At 45.4% G+C, this 16,215-nt stretch carries 15 protein-coding genes and 2 pseudogenes; 13 read left to right on the top strand and 4 right to left on the bottom strand.

Going from position 1 to position 16,215, the window contains the following annotated elements:
- Positions 1–42 precede the first annotated feature (42 nt).
- From trbL to FIV45_RS10080, 9 genes and pseudogenes are all read left to right on the top strand, one after another.
- The gene (gene trbL / locus FIV45_RS10120) at positions 43–1,308 is read left to right on the top strand and encodes a P-type conjugative transfer protein TrbL (protein ID WP_099470729.1); all 1,266 of its coding nucleotides are present in this window, start codon (positions 43–45) and stop codon (positions 1,306–1,308) included.
- On the top strand, positions 1,308–2,006 hold the full coding sequence (gene trbF, locus FIV45_RS10115; protein ID WP_412973713.1) for a conjugal transfer protein TrbF: 699 nt from the start codon (positions 1,308–1,310) through the stop codon (positions 2,004–2,006). The genes trbL and trbF overlap by 1 nt, the downstream gene beginning before the upstream one ends.
- Positions 2,003–2,989, top strand: coding sequence for a P-type conjugative transfer protein TrbG (gene trbG, locus FIV45_RS10110; RefSeq protein ID WP_099470727.1), 987 nt, complete (start codon positions 2,003–2,005; stop codon positions 2,987–2,989). Before trbF ends, trbG begins: the two co-directional genes overlap by 4 nt.
- Positions 2,986–4,209 carry a TraB/TrbI/VirB10 family type IV secretion system protein gene (locus FIV45_RS10105; protein ID WP_099470726.1) on the top strand — a complete coding sequence of 408 codons (1,224 nt, stop codon included), beginning with the start codon at positions 2,986–2,988 and terminating at the stop codon, positions 4,207–4,209. Before trbG ends, FIV45_RS10105 begins: the two co-directional genes overlap by 4 nt.
- Positions 4,209–4,457, top strand: coding sequence for a DUF2274 domain-containing protein (locus tag FIV45_RS10100; RefSeq protein WP_099470725.1), 249 nt, complete (start codon positions 4,209–4,211; stop codon positions 4,455–4,457). Before FIV45_RS10105 ends, FIV45_RS10100 begins: the two co-directional genes overlap by 1 nt.
- Before the next feature lie 17 nt (positions 4,458–4,474).
- Positions 4,475–4,732: a hypothetical protein gene (locus FIV45_RS10095; protein ID WP_099470724.1), complete on the top strand. Its 258-nt coding sequence runs from the start codon at positions 4,475–4,477 to the stop codon at positions 4,730–4,732.
- Positions 4,733–5,649: 917 nt separating this feature from the next.
- A pseudogene (locus tag FIV45_RS18710) lies at positions 5,650–5,791 on the top strand (IS3 family transposase); the annotation flags it as partial.
- A gap of 282 nt (positions 5,792–6,073) precedes the next feature.
- Complete coding sequence (locus tag FIV45_RS10085) at positions 6,074–6,562, top strand: (2Fe-2S)-binding protein (protein WP_099470722.1); 489 nt, start codon at positions 6,074–6,076, stop codon at positions 6,560–6,562.
- Positions 6,559–8,829: a xanthine dehydrogenase family protein molybdopterin-binding subunit gene (locus FIV45_RS10080; protein WP_204601934.1), complete on the top strand. Its 2,271-nt coding sequence runs from the start codon at positions 6,559–6,561 to the stop codon at positions 8,827–8,829. The genes FIV45_RS10085 and FIV45_RS10080 overlap by 4 nt, the downstream gene beginning before the upstream one ends.
- Positions 8,830–8,993: 164 nt before the next feature.
- Here the strand turns inward: FIV45_RS10080 and FIV45_RS10075 are convergent, their stop codons facing one another.
- The 3 genes from FIV45_RS10075 to FIV45_RS10065 form a co-directional block, all read right to left on the bottom strand.
- Positions 8,994–10,178, bottom strand: a complete 1,185-nt coding sequence (locus FIV45_RS10075; protein ID WP_139932329.1) for a trans-sulfuration enzyme family protein — start codon at positions 10,176–10,178, stop codon at positions 8,994–8,996.
- Positions 10,179–10,270: 92 nt separating this feature from the next.
- On the bottom strand, positions 10,271–11,593 hold the full coding sequence (locus tag FIV45_RS10070; protein ID WP_165777094.1) for an aminotransferase-like domain-containing protein: 1,323 nt from the start codon (positions 11,591–11,593) through the stop codon (positions 10,271–10,273).
- Between the two features lie 120 nt (positions 11,594–11,713).
- Complete coding sequence (locus tag FIV45_RS10065; RefSeq protein WP_099474992.1) at positions 11,714–12,004, bottom strand: DUF3363 domain-containing protein; 291 nt, start codon at positions 12,002–12,004, stop codon at positions 11,714–11,716.
- A 94-nt stretch (positions 12,005–12,098) separates the two neighbouring features.
- On the opposite strand from FIV45_RS10065, the pseudogene FIV45_RS10060 reads away from it, so the two are divergent.
- Positions 12,099–12,278 (top strand): annotated as a pseudogene (locus FIV45_RS10060) (Lrp/AsnC ligand binding domain-containing protein); the annotation flags it as partial.
- Between the two features lie 192 nt (positions 12,279–12,470).
- On the opposite strand, the gene FIV45_RS10055 reads toward FIV45_RS10060, so the two are convergent.
- Positions 12,471–13,367 (bottom strand): LysR family transcriptional regulator, encoded by an 897-nt coding sequence (locus FIV45_RS10055; RefSeq protein WP_268939778.1) that lies wholly within the window; start codon positions 13,365–13,367, stop codon positions 12,471–12,473.
- A 107-nt stretch (positions 13,368–13,474) separates the two neighbouring features.
- On the opposite strand from FIV45_RS10055, the gene FIV45_RS10050 reads away from it, so the two are divergent.
- The 3 genes from FIV45_RS10050 (at position 13,475) to FIV45_RS10040 (ending at position 16,168) form a co-directional block, all read left to right on the top strand.
- Positions 13,475–14,407: a nucleoside hydrolase gene (locus FIV45_RS10050; protein WP_099474990.1), complete on the top strand. Its 933-nt coding sequence runs from the start codon at positions 13,475–13,477 to the stop codon at positions 14,405–14,407.
- Positions 14,404–15,411, top strand: coding sequence for an adenosine deaminase (gene add, locus FIV45_RS10045; RefSeq protein WP_099474989.1), 1,008 nt, complete (start codon positions 14,404–14,406; stop codon positions 15,409–15,411). Before FIV45_RS10050 ends, add begins: the two co-directional genes overlap by 4 nt.
- Positions 15,412–15,733: 322 nt before the next feature.
- Positions 15,734–16,168, top strand: coding sequence for a MarR family winged helix-turn-helix transcriptional regulator (locus tag FIV45_RS10040; protein ID WP_099474988.1), 435 nt, complete (start codon positions 15,734–15,736; stop codon positions 16,166–16,168).
- Positions 16,169–16,215: the final 47 nt, after the last annotated feature.

Genomic DNA, 16,215 nt, shown 5'->3' with positions numbered 1-16,215 from the left:
TACGGGCGCAGACCGTGCTGGCGTGAGCAAAAAGGAAATACCATGAATGATCTGAATATCATCGACCAGTTCACCTTAACATTTGTCACCTTCATCGACAGTGGCTTTGGCCTGCTTTCCCCGGATGTGGCCTTCCTGACAACGATCCTGATCGGGATTGATATCACGCTGGCGGGCCTTTTCTGGGCTTTGGCGGAAGACAAGTCGGTCATTCCCGCCCTGATCAAAAAGGTTCTCTATATTGGAACCTTCGCCTATATCATAAATAACTTCTCTTTTCTCTCCAATGTGATTTTTAGCAGCTTTGCCGGATTAGGCCTGCAGGCCACCAGCACCACTCTGACCATATCGGATTTAATGCGGCCCGGTTTTGTTGCCGCCACAGGCTTTGATGCCGCCATGCCGATATTGATTGAAATGGGTAAGCTGGTGGGGCCAGTCGCCTTCTTTACCAACTTTGTCACGATCTTTGTTTTGGTTTTTGCCTGGATTGTCGTTTTACTGGCCTTTTTCATTCTGGCCATTCAGCTGTTCATTACCATATTGGAATTCAAGCTAACAGCATTGGCGGGATTTATTCTGGTCCCATTTGCCTTGTGGAATAAAACCTCTTTTTTGGCAGAGAAAGTTTTGGGCAATGTGGTTTCCGCAGGCATTAAACTGATGGTGCTTGCCATCATTGTAGGCATAGGATCCACCATCTTTGGGTCATTCTCAGCCTCCTTTACTGGACCTCACATCACTTTGGAACAGGCGCTTTCAACAGTACTGGCGGCCATGGCGTTATTTATGCTGGGGATATTTGGTCCGGGCATTGCGGCGGGATTAATCTCCGGTGCGCCTCAACTGGGAGCCGGGGCCGTCGCAGGGACAGCCCTGGGATTAGGTGTCGGCGCTGCCGCCGCTGTCGGGGTAGGCGGCGCTGCCGCCAAGATGGCAGGTGGGGCGGCTTCAAGTGCGGTTAAAGCCGGGTCTGCCATGGCAGGGGGTGCCAGCTCTTCTTATAATATGGCGCGCACGGCGTCGGGGGCCAAAGGTGCGGCTGGCGTTACCGCCGGTATGGCAGGTGTTGTCAAAGCAGGAGCCGGGGCTGTTCAGGACAGCCTCAAAAAGGCGGTATCCAATGTATCTTCATCAGAAACAAGTCCAGGATCTGAAACTACATCAGATGGCGCGCCAAAATGGGCGGAGCAAATCCGTCGCAATCAGCATATTCGGGAAGGCGCTGCTATGGCGGCTCACACGGTACGTGACGGCGACCGGCCCGCTTCCGGAGACACCCCAACCTTAAAGGAGGATGACGAATAATGTTTAAACGCACCATCAATAAATATGGCGAAACGCCGGTTGCCGTAACACCCTATCAAAAAGCGGCTCAGGTTTGGGATGAGCGCATCGGATCGGCGCGGGTTCAGGCGCGGGGATGGCGGTTAATGGCCTTTGCATGTTTATCTTTGGTGGGAATATTATCGACAGCCCTCATATGGCAAAGTCTGCAAAGCCATATCATCCCCTATATCATTGAGGTCGATAAGCAGGGCGAAGTGCGTGCCATAGGCCCGGCCACTGATAGTTATCAGCCGAGTGATGCCCAGTTGTCCTATCATCTGGCGGAATTTATCAAACGGGTTCGGTCCGTCTCCATTGATCCCGTCGTTCTGCGCGAACAGTGGCTGTCGGCTTACGATTATGTCACGGATCGCGCAGTGCAGGTGCTTAATGAATTTGCCCGGGAAAATGATCCTTTTGCCGATGTGGGACATCGGTCAATCTCTGTGGAAATAACCAGCATTGTCCGGGCTTCCGACGACAGCTTTCAGATCAAATGGCGTGAGCGCCATTATCGGGACGGGACGTTTCTGAAACTTGAAAACTATACCGCCATATTGACGATCATTTTTCAGAAACCGGCCACTGTCGACACCATCACCAAAAACCCTCTGGGATTATATGTTCACGGCCTTAACTGGTCCCGTGATCTTGACGTAAAAGGAAATGCAAAATGACAAAAATAACCCTCTGTTTGTTTATCGTAATAATGGCATTTGTATCCGGCTGTGCAGCGAAGCAAGAACAGCCGTCTATTCTCTATGACGCGGATGATTTTATGCCTGCGGTTATTGAAGCTAAACCTTCTTTGTCGACTGAAGTCATTACAGTTGCCGAACCACTCCCGCTTCCCGGTCAGTTGAAGCCGGTAGAGAAACATGCCGAACGGACCCCGGAACTTATTGATCCTCTTGAGCGGGTTGACAGAGCCAACATGGCCGCAAGACTTGAGCCGGAGAAAAATGGATATATCAATGCTATCCAGCGTTATCCCTTTGCGGAGGGGGCATTGTATCGGTTGTATGCCGCGCCGGAACAGGTCAGCGATATCACCTTGCAGAAAGGTGAGAAACTGATCTCCGTTTCAGCGGGGGATACCGTGAGCTGGGTATTGGGCGATACCAAAAGCGGGAAGGGGGCTTTAGCACAGATTCATATTCTGGTTAAGCCGGTCGCCCCCAACCTTAAAACCAATCTGGTCATCACCACGGACCGCCGTACGTATCATCTGGAAATGGAGAGTTTTGAAAATACCTATATGGCCTCACTGTCCTGGCGTTATCCCCATGATGAGTTGACCTCTCTCAACCGTCGCAACAGAGAAGCCAATGTTTCTGAAAATCAGACTATAGATACGGGCATAAATCTTGATCGTCTGCGCTTCCGCTATGAAATCACTGGTGATATGCCACCATGGCGTCCCGCACGGGCTTTTGATGATGGCCGCAAAGTCTACATCGAATTTCCCCAGGGGATCGCCCAGGGCGAAGCACCGCCTCTATTTGTCGTCGGGCCGTCGGGCGAAAGTGAGCTGGTCAATTACCGTATGAAAGGGCGATATTACATTGTTGATCAGTTATTTGCCGCTGCGGAACTGCGTCTCGGGGAAGGACCGCAGCAGGTGGTCCGTATCAGTCGTACCGGAGTGTCCGGAAAATGAGTGGTGATACAGAAGCTATTGAAGAGAAGATCGTGCCGGAAACGCTGAACCTGCGGGCAAACCCCCGTCCTGTCACCCGCATAAACCGCCGTGTTCTCATTGGTCTGTCAGCCACAGGGATCATTCTGATCTTTGCTGCCACATTCTATGCGCTTAAATCCCCATCCTCAACGGTTGTCGCGGATAAGGAACTTTATAATATCAAACACAAACAAACCCCGGAGGAGCTTGTCAGCCTTCCGGATAGCTACCGGGATTATACGCCGCCTGTTCTCGGAGCGCCGCTGCCTGGCGAGCTCGGGGCAGCGGTGCTGGATGCGGAGCAGAGAGCCGGGTTAGAGCCTGTTGCCCCAATTTCCAGCAGGTTACCGTTTCAGACAGATCATGTGACCGACATGGAACGGGCGGAACGCATTCGTATCGCTCAGCGTGCGCAGCAGGGAAGGGAATCATCCGTGTTTTTCCAGCTATCGCAAAAAGAGGCAGGCGGTAATGCAGAACCCATATTACCGGAAACTGTGGATGTTTCAGGCATAGTCGAAGACCCTCTATCACCCCCTCAGAATGATAATGATCAAACCAGAAAGAATGATTTTATAGCCCGTGGTCCGGATGCATCCATTTATAACCCTTACAAGATGCAAACGCCCCTATCACCCTATCAGGTCATGGCGGGAACCGTTATTGCTGCAAGTCTGATTACGGGCCTCAACTCTGACTTGCCGGGCCAGGTGATCGCACAGGTGACGCAGCCGGTTTATGACACGGTGACGGGCAATCATCTCCTTATCCCACAAGGCGCGCGATTGATGGGAAGTTATGATTCCGTGGTGGCCTTTGGTCAACAACGGGCATTGGTTGTCTGGCAGCGACTGATCTTTCCGGATGGCTCTTCCATTGTGATCGATAATCTGTCCGCTACAGATCGCGCCGGATATGCCGGGCTTGAGGATCAGGTGGATTTTCACACATGGCGGCTTATCAAGGGCATTGGCCTGTCCACCCTGTTCAGTATAGGTTCTGAGTTGGCCTTCGATGGCGACAGTGATCTGGTCCGCGCCATACAACAAGGTTCACAGGATTCCATTAACCGTGCAGGTCAACGAATTGTGGAACGCAATATCAATATTCAGCCGACCATTACCATCCGGCCCGGATATCCTCTGCGGGTCATTGTTCATAAGGACATTATTTTAACAGCCATTAAGGAGAGACACTAATGCCTTTGAAACTCGCCAAACTACCTAAACGCACGCCTGTCAAAATTACATGCCAGTTACAGGCGGATGTCCATGAAATGCTGAGCGACTATGCTCGAATTTATGAGAGCACTTACGGCATGAAAGAACCTATAGAAGAGCTTATTCCTTTCATTGTGGCCGCCTTTCTGGAAGGCGATCACGCTTTCAAAAAGGCACGTCGGGAACTTGAGGTCGGGGAAAGCCCAGCCACTGAGTTTGGCCGGTAACCTCCATGTGAATTGACATGTCACAAATATACCCAATACCCCCGAATAGAAAAACCGCAAATGGCAGGGCTGTAGAGTCAGTTACTGCTGATGACAGCCTTAAACCTGCTATGGTTAAGGAGGCATTGGAAGTTTGGCAGCCAAGATCAAAACGTCCTCTTAGTGAAGAGGATGCCAGAGAAATCATTGAAAACACCACTGGATTTTTCAAACTTCTTCATAAATGGAAAAGGGCTGAAACCTTGGAAAACAAAATTGACAAAGAGAAAGACTGAACTATGACTTCATCATTCCAATAATCTTCTGAATATTATTAGAATGATGAAGTCATTCCGGCTCCTAAAGAATAGCAACAGTTCCTTCCAGCAAAACATCATATTTATCAAATTCTTTGAAAACCGAAGAATAGGGTAATTTATCTGTGCTCTTGACATATGTCACTAATTCCATAACCATGGCTCACCCAGTGGAGATGGTCTCCGCTGGGCTGGTTAAAAGTCTAAAAGGTCACCCTCATAAGGTGGCCTTTTAGACTATGATGGGATTATGGGTTTTTCTACTTCGTATGTCACTTGAACGAACCCAAAGTCGTAATTCTTCGTCTCGATATGCTTGAGCGGAATATCAGATCCAAGATTTGCAAACAAGGGGATGCCACTGCCTAGGATGACGGGAATGATGGTTATTGTGATGTCATTGATAAGGCCGGCTGCCAGAAACCGGTACGGCATTAATATCGTCCTTTATGCCGTACCGGTTTTTGGAAAAATCACCATCAGAGCCCCTAAAAGCGATGAAGATAAATAACTCCCCTAGGGCCACAGATAAAGCTTAATATTATCTGGGGCCTTTCCCTTGAAAGGAACTATCATGACAAACCCCTATGACGTGAGAACAGATACTATCTGTCAAGGCTGGATCAATTGCTGGCATGAAGGTGACGAACTGGAAACTTTTAATCCATAGAGGATTCCCAAGCGGCGATCGATGACTATATGATCGACTTAAGAGCAAGTTTTGAAGAGGGGGACAGGGAAGAATTTGATGAAGATCATGAACCGGAACAATTAAGAATATTTAATCCCTCAACCGGTGAGGCCGACGGATAATACATCATCCTTTCGCAACAAGCCGTGCGAAGGCACTTCCATCATCCATCTAACGGTTAAGGACTGACATGAATCTAAGCATGAATGCGGCTGCTGAAACATATTTTAAAACGATCAAAGCAGAATCGATTTAGCGGCTTTTGAAAAACAAGGCGTCAGGCAGAAGTGACAAACTTTGAATATACAAACGGTTTCTATAATCTGCGCCGAAAACATTCGGCGTAGGAATGGGAAAGCCCCTTGATTTATGAAAGAGAAGCTGCTTAAGTGAGAACAGGTGGCGGAATTGAAACATGACGCGTCCATTAAATTTATATTATCCGCTATTGGCCGTTAATTCAAAAATTTGTGTCAGTATATATAAAAATATTTCGGCACTAGGCACTTACGTGTCCTTTACAGAAAATTAATTGAATGATATGTCATAATGATATTTCATTACGTGTATGAAATATTACCCGTAGTTATAGGATGATGATTAAACGGGACACGTGAGGGAGAGTGATAATGCCTGATTATAATCTTAACATTAATGGAAAATCTCATGCTGTGAAGGATGTAGATGGCACGACACCTCTTCTGTGGATTTTGCGAGATACGCTGGGTTTAGTTGGCACAAAATACGGATGCGGTATCGCGGCGTGCGGTGCTTGTACCGTTCATCTTGATGGAATACCAGTCCGTTCATGCTCTTTTCCTGTCTCGGAAGTCGAAGGCGAAAAAATTCTTACAATCGAAGGCTTGGCGAATAAAGACGGAACATTACATGCCCTTCAACAGGCATGGATTGCGTCCGATGTGGGCCAATGTGGTTATTGTCAGGCCGGGCAAATCATGTCTGCGGCGGCCTTACTCGACGAAAACCCCAATCCCAGTGATTCCGATATTGATGCCGCTATGGAGGGGAACTATTGCCGCTGCGGTACCTACAACCGAATAAAAACCGCCATACATATCGCAGCAGTCAGCCTATCAACTAAGGGGGGCAAGTCATGAAAAAATCATCCCCAAGCCCTGTATCTTCCGCTCTTGAACCTCTTTCCGAAAAACTTGACCCCAATGGAGATATGTCGTTAGCCGTTAATATAAAAATGGATCGCCGATTTTTTCTTAAAGTATCCGGCATGGTTGGCGCGGGTTTAGTGTTGGCATTCGGGCTGAATGGAAAGGCTAAAGCGGCCTCTTCAGAAGGTCGTCCAGAATTAAATACCTATATTCGAATCGCGCCCGATGGTTCAATTTTCATTTATTCTAAAAATCCGGAAATTGGTCAGGGCATTAAAACCGCCCTGCCGATGATTATTGCCGAAGAACTGGATGCTGACTGGGACGATGTGACCGTTGAGCAGTCTCCCATTGATAAAATGCTATTTGGCCGGCAAAATGCTGGTGGCTCCAGATCTGTTGCTTCCAACTGGAACACCATGCGAACAGCAGGTGCAACGGCCCGCCATATGCTGATAGAAGCGGCGGCTATTGAATGGCGTGTGCCCGCAGAGGAATGTACGACAGAAAATAGTCATGTCCTTCATGCCAAGACGGGTCAGAAAATATCTTATGGTAACCTTGCGACCAAGGCTGCCGCCTTGGCTGTTCCGCCGGAAAATGCAGTAAAATTTAAAGACAGGCAAGATTACAAAATACTCGGCAAACGGATTGTGGGTGTTGATAATCACGCGATGGTAACGGGCCAACCGCTGTTTGGCATCGATCAGGTCTTACCTGGTATGCTGTATGCCGTTTATGAAAAATGTCCAGCTGTGGGCGGGGGCGTTGACAGTGCTAATCTGGATGAAGTTCGTAAACTGCCTGGTGTGAAATATGCCTTTATATTGGCGGGAAACGGCAATGTGATGGAATTAAAGCCCGGCGTTGCGATTGTTGCAACAACCACTTGGGCCGCATTCCAGGCAAAAAAACAGCTAAAGGTCAAATGGAACGAAAGCAATGCCTCAAAGGATAGCTTGAGTAGTTTGATAAAACAGGCGCAGCTTATAAAAACCCAGCCTGCGGAAAAAACATTATATGAAAAAGGCGATGTCGATGCCGCAATGGCGGATTCGGCAAAATCCATTGACGCACTATACAGTTTTCAGTTCGCGGCCCACGCCACCCTTGAGCCACAAAACTGCACCGCATGGTACGATAATGGCGCAATTGAAGTCTGGGCCCCCACGCAATCACCCAGCAGAGGCCTCATTAGTGTCGCCAATACACTTGGCATAACAGAAGATAAGGTAACCATACATCAGACACGGGCTGGCGGTGGTTTTGGCCGCCGGCTGGTTAATGATCCGGCCTGTGAAGCGGCGGCAATTTCCAAGTATATCAATGCGCCGGTTAAGCTGCAGTGGACCCGTGAAGATGATATGGCGCATGATTTCTATCGCGTAGGCGGTTTTCATTCATTCAAAGGCGGGATTGATCAAGAAGGCAAGATTGCTTTCTTGCAAGACCACCTCATTACCTTCAGTAACAACGGAGAAAAACCGGTTATTGCTGGTGCGCCGCGCCAGCCTTCCCAACTATTCCCCGCGCAGCTTCTGAATAATTTTCGCCTAGACCAGTCAATGTTACCATTGAAGGCACGCTGCGGTCTATTGCGTGCGCCATGGTCATGTACGGCAGCCTGGGCTGTTCAAAGCTTCCTCCATGAAATGGCGGTTGCTGCGGGAAGGGATCATCTTGAGTTCTTGCTTGAGATTATGGGGGAACCTCAATGGTTGCCGCCTAAAGGCCTGTATGGACTGAATACTGGTCGGGCCGCTGCTGTCATCAAGCTGGCCGCTGAAAAAGCCGGTTGGGGTAAACAGCTGCCCGCAGGAAGAGCGCTGGGGCTGGCCTTTCACTTTAGCCACGCGAGTTATATGGCGGAAATAGCTGAGGTCAGCGTCAGTGCGACAAAGAAAATCACGGTTCACAATGTCACTGTTGCTGCTGATATGGGTCCTGTTGTTAATTTAAGCGGTGCTGAAAATCAGTGCCAAGGCGCTGTCATCGATGGTTTTAGCACGATGTTAGGACAGGAGATAACCATAGAAAACGGACGGATACAACAGTCAAATTTTGATACTTACCCCCTCCTGCGCATGCCTGATGCGCCAACTGTTGATGTCCATTTTATTCAAAGTGACAATCCTCCTACGGGGGCAGGCGAACCTGCCTTGCCGCCGTTGGCGCCCGCAATATGTAATGCTATATATGCTGCTTCAGGTTATCGTGTACGGACACTCCCACTAACAAAAGAAGGTTTCTCCGTTTGAATCTTTTAATGATCGAGCTCTCCTGCTAAGGTCAGCTACCAATTGTGGACTGGAGGCAGGATTACTCTCCAAACGTATGACCACTTTTTGGGTGCAGGTCAACTGGATATCGACGGGGAACGAAGCTTATGTACGTAATTGTATCCTTTGTATGGTGTCGTTATTTACTTGATGGCCTGTTCAATGTCATTCAGTAAATCAGTCGTGTCTTCAATACCTACAGCAATGCGCACCATTCCTGGTGTTATGCCCTGCTCTTCGACTAGCTCACTGGTTAAACGTCCACCAAACATCACAGCAGGCTGAGCAACAACAGAATGAACACCACCAAGACTTGGAGCATTATGGGCTAATTTTACTCTTTCAATAAATTTACGTCCCGCATCGTATCCCCCCTTTAAATCAAATGTGAGTACCCCTCCAAAGCCCGACATTTGGCTTTTTGCCAATTGATGTTGGAGGTGAGATTTTAAACCGGGATAAAAAACTTGCCCCACAGCTATATGATTTTCCATAAATTCTGAAATGGCTTGAGCATTAGCATTTTGTTGCCTGACACGTAAGCCCAAAGTTCGAATGCCCCGTAGAGCAAGCCATGAATTAAATGGGGCAGGAATAGCGCCTATATTCATACTCATATCCCAGATGCGCTCGCAAAGTTCCCTTGATGCGGTGAGACTACCGCCCAAAAGATCATGATGCCCCCCGATATATTTGGTCGTACTGTGCATGACAATATCGACACCCTGTTCTATGGGTCTCTGATTAATTGGGGTCGCAAAAGTATTATCACAAAATGTCAGGATATTCTTTGACCGCGCAATATCACAAACTCCCTTGATATCCGTAATATACATTAAAGGATTAACAGGTGTTTCCAGAAGAATAAGTTTGGTATTTGGCCTAACGGCTTCTTCAAAATTTTGTACCGACCTTTGATCAACCACTGTTGCCTCAACACCGTATTTTGGCAATATTTGAGTGACCATTTTAGAGGTTCCCATATAATGATTTTTTTGGGCAATAACATGATCCCCAGCTTTCAGAAAAGTCATAAGGGCCGTTGTTGTCGCCCCTTGTCCAGCCGCAAAAGCAATGCCGCATTCTCCCCCTTCCAGATTAGTAATGACTTTTGCTAACCTCGAGCTGGTCGGGTTGCCGTGACGCGCATAAAAGCGCTCTTCCAAAGGGGCAGATGAAATTTTCGCGAATTCTTCGGCGTCTTTTGCAATCCCGCTTACAGATTGGTGAATGGGGGGAGAACTGCTCCATTCATCTGAAAAACCTTCATCTGCATAAAGCAACCTTGTAGAAGCCGTATATTGGTTTATATCATTTATTTCTGTCATAATTTAACATCCTTTTGTTCAGAAGGCGTAGGTCGCCCGTTAAGCAAAACTCAATTAGTGAATTTTGCAATGGAATTTCATCTTGTTATTTATTAAATAATGCCGAAGCTTCCCCCAGGGCCATCTTTCAGCATTGCCGCTATTTTTATCAAACCAGTTTCCAGTCTTTGTCTGTCAGGTGCGGCGCCCAGACACAAACGAATACCCGGTTTTAAAGCTTCAGGTGTTACGCGGAAACTCCCATCTCCCAAAACTGCGACCCTATTTTCAAAGGCTTCATTAATGAATATTTCAGCAGTCCATTCTGATGGAAGATCAATCCAGACATAAGAACTTGCGGCTTTTTCTTTGATAAATGGGGCGCCAATTATTTTATAAGCCAAGCGATGCCGAATTTCGGCTTCTGTTTTCTTAGTGCTTAATGTTGTCATCGCCGTGCCATCATTAATCCAGCGTGTGGCAATTTCTGCCATCAACGGTGGCAATGTCCAATGGGTGGCAAGGATTCTGCGTTTTACAGTTTTGAACAATGCCGCTGGGGGAACAACATAAGCAACTCTTAACCCCCCGCAAACTGCTTTTGATAAACCTGCAATGAAAAATGTGAGTTCAGGAAGTAAATTCACATAAGGCGCGGGACGTTCATCAGAAAAGAGCCTATGAATATCATCTTCAATAATAAAAATACCATGTTTATGGCAAATGTCTCCAATTTCTATGCGTCGATATTCTGGTGTGAATATGGTTGTCGGATTTTGAATGGTAGGACTGCTGTACAGTGCTTTGATGTTTCGATGAGCAAACAAAATTTCCGTCAGGCTGTCAGGATTAATGCCGTTATCGTCCATCGTAACGGGTATAAGGTTGATACCAAGCATTTCTGCGGTTTCTCTTATGCCAGGGTAAGTGAGTTCTTCCACTACCACACTATCTCCGCTCTTGGCGACAGACGACAGGCAGACGGTTAAGGCATGTTGTGCCCCACTTGTCATAACAATATCCTCAGCAGAGCATGTGACATCATTCAATGCAAGCCATCTTACTCCTGCTTCTCGGCACTCTAGTCGTCCAGCATGTTCTTGATAGGTTAGAAGGTGGCAACAATCTTCCTCTGCGATTTGGATTAAAGTCTCTGAGAGTGATATGCCAAGCTCGGCAATAGGATAATCAAGACGAAGGTCCAATGTTTCATCTGCTTGCAGATCAACGGCCTGAAAGAAAGGGTCACTTTTACCCGCGACAAAAGATCCTCGTCCAACGATGGTTTTGATTAAACTTTCTGCGTGAGCTTCTTGATAAACACGGGCGACTGTACTTTTGGCAATACCAGTAGATTCTGCAAGATTTTGTTGGGTCGGGAGACGTTCGCCCAACACAAGACGCCCTGACTGAATATCCTTTTTAAGGATATCCATGAGGGTAGTCGCTTTATGAGCCGTATGAATATTTACATTTGGTTTCCACATGATGAAAAGTATATTGAACCCATATTTAAATTCAATATTAAAAAAGAACCTATTTCCAACAAAAAGAACTTATTGTTTTCTAAGAAATCTCCCTCTTCCGTTTTTTACCAATATCTCAGGATATGCCGCTCCCCCAACAACACCCGACACAAATTTTCCCTTTGAGTGTTCCAACACGGAACACCACGGCACATGAGAAAACTCTTTGGCATTTTCGACCACGGCATATCTGCAGCTGGCAAGTTCAACAGGTTTGGAATAAACGTCCTCAACTTTATCGTCCTTTCGAACTTGGCGAAACTTCTTGCCCGTCTCACTGGAAATAGTCGCCACCACCTTATTGACTTCACGCTGTTCCAAGGTTCTTCAATAAGCCGCGCTGATAAGTTATACCACCAGCCGTTTCACGGGCAAACCCCTGCCCTACAAGATAAGCTTGCCTGCGTTTTACCTGATCATTGAATGTGACCGGATTACTGGAGAGGATTGTTTTATGGTAAAAGCTTATGTCCGTTCTGTGGAAGATTTGGAAAGAATTATAGATGAAATAATCCCCTATGCCATGACCAATACATCAATTATTCAATCTTCTCCCGTGGAACGCCGCATGTCACCAATTAATAAAAGGGTTTAGGAATGATGAGAGTTACCTGACCCTATTGCTTATGTCCGTCGGATTAGATTCTAATATATTTACAAAGTAAAATGGCCCCCATAATAGATATGATCATATATTTTTTCAGCGATGGAAGCTGCCGTTGTGTCATTTTTATTTTAAATTATCGAACTTGAATCCCAATCTGTGCCAGCATTTCTGGTGAACTATTTATTGAATATAATTTTTTTCTTCTTTCCCTACTTTTTCAAACCAGTTAATTACCTTTTTTACTGATTGATTTTCTTCATTCCATTTAGCCGTAACAGCATAATATTTACCCTTTCTGCTGATAAACCCGAAAGGTGCCACAAGCCGCCCGGACGTAATAGAATCTGTTACAAGTAGTCGTGGAGCTATTGCAATTCCGTGTCCTGCTTCCGCAGCTTCCAATGTAAAAAACATACGTTCAAATCCGATTGTGGGAGTATCAAACGTGTCAACAGCGGATTCTTCAATCCATTGATCCCATATGTTTGGTCGTGTTTTTGGAATTAAACGCGGTATTTTCAGAATCTTTTCTTCTATGTTAGATGGCGGTATACCTAGTAATTTTGGATTTACAACCAAACCAAATTCTTCTTGCATAAATGCTGTATTAATCACGTCTGCAGAGGAATCTGGAGAACCGATCCGAATAGAAACTGAAATCGAAGAATCAATATTGCAACCCTGTTGATCCCAAGTAACCAATTGCAAAGGGGTTTCGCCAAGTGCCTTTTGCAACCTATTAATCCTCGGAATAAGCCAGCGAAGAAGAAAACTTGCCGGCGCGGCCAAAACAATTGGTTTTTTAGCTTGATCAAATTCTAAATACTGATTCGCGCGTCGTAACAAGTTAAATGAAGCAGTTACATCTTGCGCTAAACGTGTTCCTGAATCGGTTAATGAGATCCGGCGATGTCCTCTCTCGAACAAAGATAATCCAAGATATATTTCCAGTTGACGGACTTGTCTGCTTACAGCCCCATCAGTAACATTTAGTTCTTCAGCGGCGGCGCGGATACTTCCCAATCGGGCGGCGGCCTCGAAACATCGTAAGGCATTAAGATGATGAAGAATGTTCACTTGCCAAAACCTCAACTTAATAGATTAATAATCGATTGAGTATAACATATTTCAGTGTTTTAAATTGAGCAAATAGAAAATGAAAATTTAACAAAAGATGATTAATTATGACCCGCCCTATATATATTGATACTGACACCGCATCTGACGATGCTGTCGCTCTTATGATGGCCTTTCAAAATCAGGAATCTTTTATAATAACTGGCATCGGCGTTGTCGCGGGTAATGTACCCCTTTCTCAAGCTGTACAAAATGCACTTTTCGTCAGAGAACTATGCGGAGCCAGTGTATCAGTATATGCTGGTGCACATCGACCATTGGTAAGGCCGTTAAAAACCGCCCAACATATTCACGGTAATGATGGCATGGGGAATATTGGACTTGCATTATCCGGACGAACGCCGGATGATGGTCATGCCGTGCAGGCACTGATCAATGCTGCGAACATATACGAAGGCGAACTTGAACTTGTGACGTTGGGTCCTCTGACCAATATTGCCCTGGCCCTAAGTCTTGCGCCTGAAATCGCAAATAAAATCAAGCATTGTACCATAATGGGTGGAACAAGTGACTATTATGGTAATTTGACGGCCGTGTCTGAATATAACATTTGGGCAGATCCTGAAGCGGCTGAAATCGTTTTTGCTTCAGATATGTCTAAAATAATGGTTGGCTGGGATATTTCTCGAAAATATGCATCTTTTACAGCCTTGGAAGCAGAAGAACTTCGGTGCATTGGTACGGAAAAAGCAAAAGTGGCGATCGACTCCCAAATTACATTACATCAATGGTGCTCGGAGGTTTCAAAGGTTAATGGCTTTGATTTTCCTGATCCCGTTGCGATGGCAATCGCATTGGCTCCTCAGGCAATTACAAGGTCAAAAATGGCTGCGGTGTCAGTTGTCATGAATGATGGTCCCACTTGTGGAATGACAATCATAGGTGATCGTAATTACTCTGAACACAAAAAAAATACCGAAGTAATATTAGAAGCAGACCGGAATTATTTCATCAAACTATTAAGAGACGCTTTAAAATGATAAAATCTATTCAAAAATGGCTCCCATATCCAAAGATTGAACTGCACAATCATTTGGATACGGCAATAAGTTACAATGCATTACGCCGCCTTTCACCATCACTAAGATTAAAAGAATACCGTGAAAAGTTCATTTCTCCCTATACTAAAGACCTTTCTGAATGCTTGAAATGCATTGATCACGCCCTTGTTTTAATGCAAACTGAAGAAGCACTTACTATTGCAGTAGATGATATGGTTGATCAGTTTGCCGCAGAAAATATCCTATATGGAGAAATTCGTTTTGCTCCGCTCCTTCATACAAATGGTGGGTTAAAGCCTGAAGCAATAGTCGAGGTCACTCTGAAGGCTATGCATGATGCTGCCAAATATTATAATGTTCACTGTGGTCTTATTTTGTGTACGTTGAGACATTTCTCTGAAGAACAAAGCATTAGAACCGCACGTTTGGTAGAGCGGTTTGCAAAGGATGGTGTTGTCGCTTTAGATCTTGCTGCCGATGAAGCGGGTTTCCCTCTTGATAATCACATCTCTGCGTTCGAAAAAATACGCACTTCTGGCCTGAATGCAATCGCTCATTCCGGTGAAGGAAAAGGAGCTGGGAGTGTTCGCGATTCCATTGAAAATCTCAATGTGACACGAATTGGGCATGGCGTACGTAGCGTTGAAGATATGTCTGTTGTTGAGTTAATCAAAGAAAGAAAAATCCATTTGGAAATATGTGTAACCTCCAACATTAAAACAAATGTTTTTCCAAATTTAGCCGATCACACTATTAACCAGCTTAAAGAACTTGGGGTTTCAATTGGGATTAACACAGATGGAGGCACCTTAATCGGTACTACGATGTCGACTGAATATGCCGTATTAGAACAAAATTTTGGCTGGAATATTAAAGATTTTCGCACGGCAAACCTAAATGCACTCGCCGCTAGTTTTGCTCCTGCTAAGGTAAAGTCAGCCCTAGCTAAGAAAATTATTGAAGCTTATACAGATGATTGGTAGGGAAATTCAGTCATAAGTTCTTGCAGTTTATCTATTATATCTTGGGGAAATTTAATGATGTGGGGCCGTGCCTTTTTATCAATATCCCCAAGCCGCTCTATATATCTAGCCAGCATATTTTAACCGGAGTACTTTATTTCCTGTTTGTTCATGATTTTTTTAGTATTTCTCTTCCACAAGCTTATGAGCCTTATATCTCATTTCTGACTTCATGGCTGATAAGTCTCTCTTCGTCAAAGCTATGTATGTAACAAACATCAATATAAGTTTGCTTAACTTATTTAAAATGACACAAGCCTAAAATACCTATATTTATATTTTTATGACACTACGACCAGACATAGAAAAAACCATTGGCTTTGCCCTACATCATTCCAGTTACTTATTTAAGACGGGAATGAAGAATATATTTTTAAAAAATGGATTGGATATCACACCCGAAGAAATGATCATTCTGTTTCTGATCAAAGAAGAAGGCTCTGATCAAGGTACGCTCGTCACAAAGTCCCTTAAAGATAAAACAAACATAACGCGGCTTCTTACACGCATGGAAACGAAATCTCTGATTATCAGGCAAACCCATACAGAGAATAATCGTCAACAAATCGTCTTTCTAACCACAAAAGGGGAGGAGGTTCGAACGACCGCCTTACCTCTCATGCAACAAATGATTAAGCGAACCACACAAGGTATTAGTGTCGAAGATATGGAAACCACACGAACTACCCTGAATAAGATTTCCCAAAACATCAAATAGTTTAGTTGACAAATACAACAATTGGCCTTACATAGAATAATGGTTGT

It is taken from the genome of Paremcibacter congregatus, assembly GCF_006385135.1.
GTDB lineage: Bacteria > Pseudomonadota > Alphaproteobacteria > Sphingomonadales > Emcibacteraceae > Paremcibacter > Paremcibacter congregatus.
Note: the sequence above shows the minus strand (reverse complement) of the source record. Positions and strands in the feature narration are given on the sequence as shown.

Coding starts and splice junctions, on each gene's coding strand:
- FIV45_RS10105 (WP_099470726.1), top strand. CDS start 2,986: ATGAGTGGTGATACAGAAGCTATTGAAGAGAAGATCGTGCCGGAAACG.
- FIV45_RS10080 (WP_204601934.1), top strand. CDS start 6,559: ATGAAAAAATCATCCCCAAGCCCTGTATCTTCCGCTCTTGAACCTCTT.
- trbL (WP_099470729.1), top strand. CDS start 43: ATGAATGATCTGAATATCATCGACCAGTTCACCTTAACATTTGTCACC.
- trbG (WP_099470727.1), top strand. CDS start 2,003: ATGACAAAAATAACCCTCTGTTTGTTTATCGTAATAATGGCATTTGTA.
- add (WP_099474989.1), top strand. CDS start 14,404: ATGATAAAATCTATTCAAAAATGGCTCCCATATCCAAAGATTGAACTG.
- FIV45_RS10040 (WP_099474988.1), top strand. CDS start 15,734: ATGACACTACGACCAGACATAGAAAAAACCATTGGCTTTGCCCTACAT.
- FIV45_RS10100 (WP_099470725.1), top strand. CDS start 4,209: ATGCCTTTGAAACTCGCCAAACTACCTAAACGCACGCCTGTCAAAATT.
- FIV45_RS10095 (WP_099470724.1), top strand. CDS start 4,475: ATGTCACAAATATACCCAATACCCCCGAATAGAAAAACCGCAAATGGC.
- FIV45_RS10070 (WP_165777094.1), bottom strand. CDS start 11,593: ATGGATATCCTTAAAAAGGATATTCAGTCAGGGCGTCTTGTGTTGGGC.
- FIV45_RS10050 (WP_099474990.1), top strand. CDS start 13,475: ATGACCCGCCCTATATATATTGATACTGACACCGCATCTGACGATGCT.
- FIV45_RS10085 (WP_099470722.1), top strand. CDS start 6,074: ATGCCTGATTATAATCTTAACATTAATGGAAAATCTCATGCTGTGAAG.
- trbF (WP_412973713.1), top strand. CDS start 1,308: ATGTTTAAACGCACCATCAATAAATATGGCGAAACGCCGGTTGCCGTA.
- FIV45_RS10075 (WP_139932329.1), bottom strand. CDS start 10,178: ATGACAGAAATAAATGATATAAACCAATATACGGCTTCTACAAGGTTG.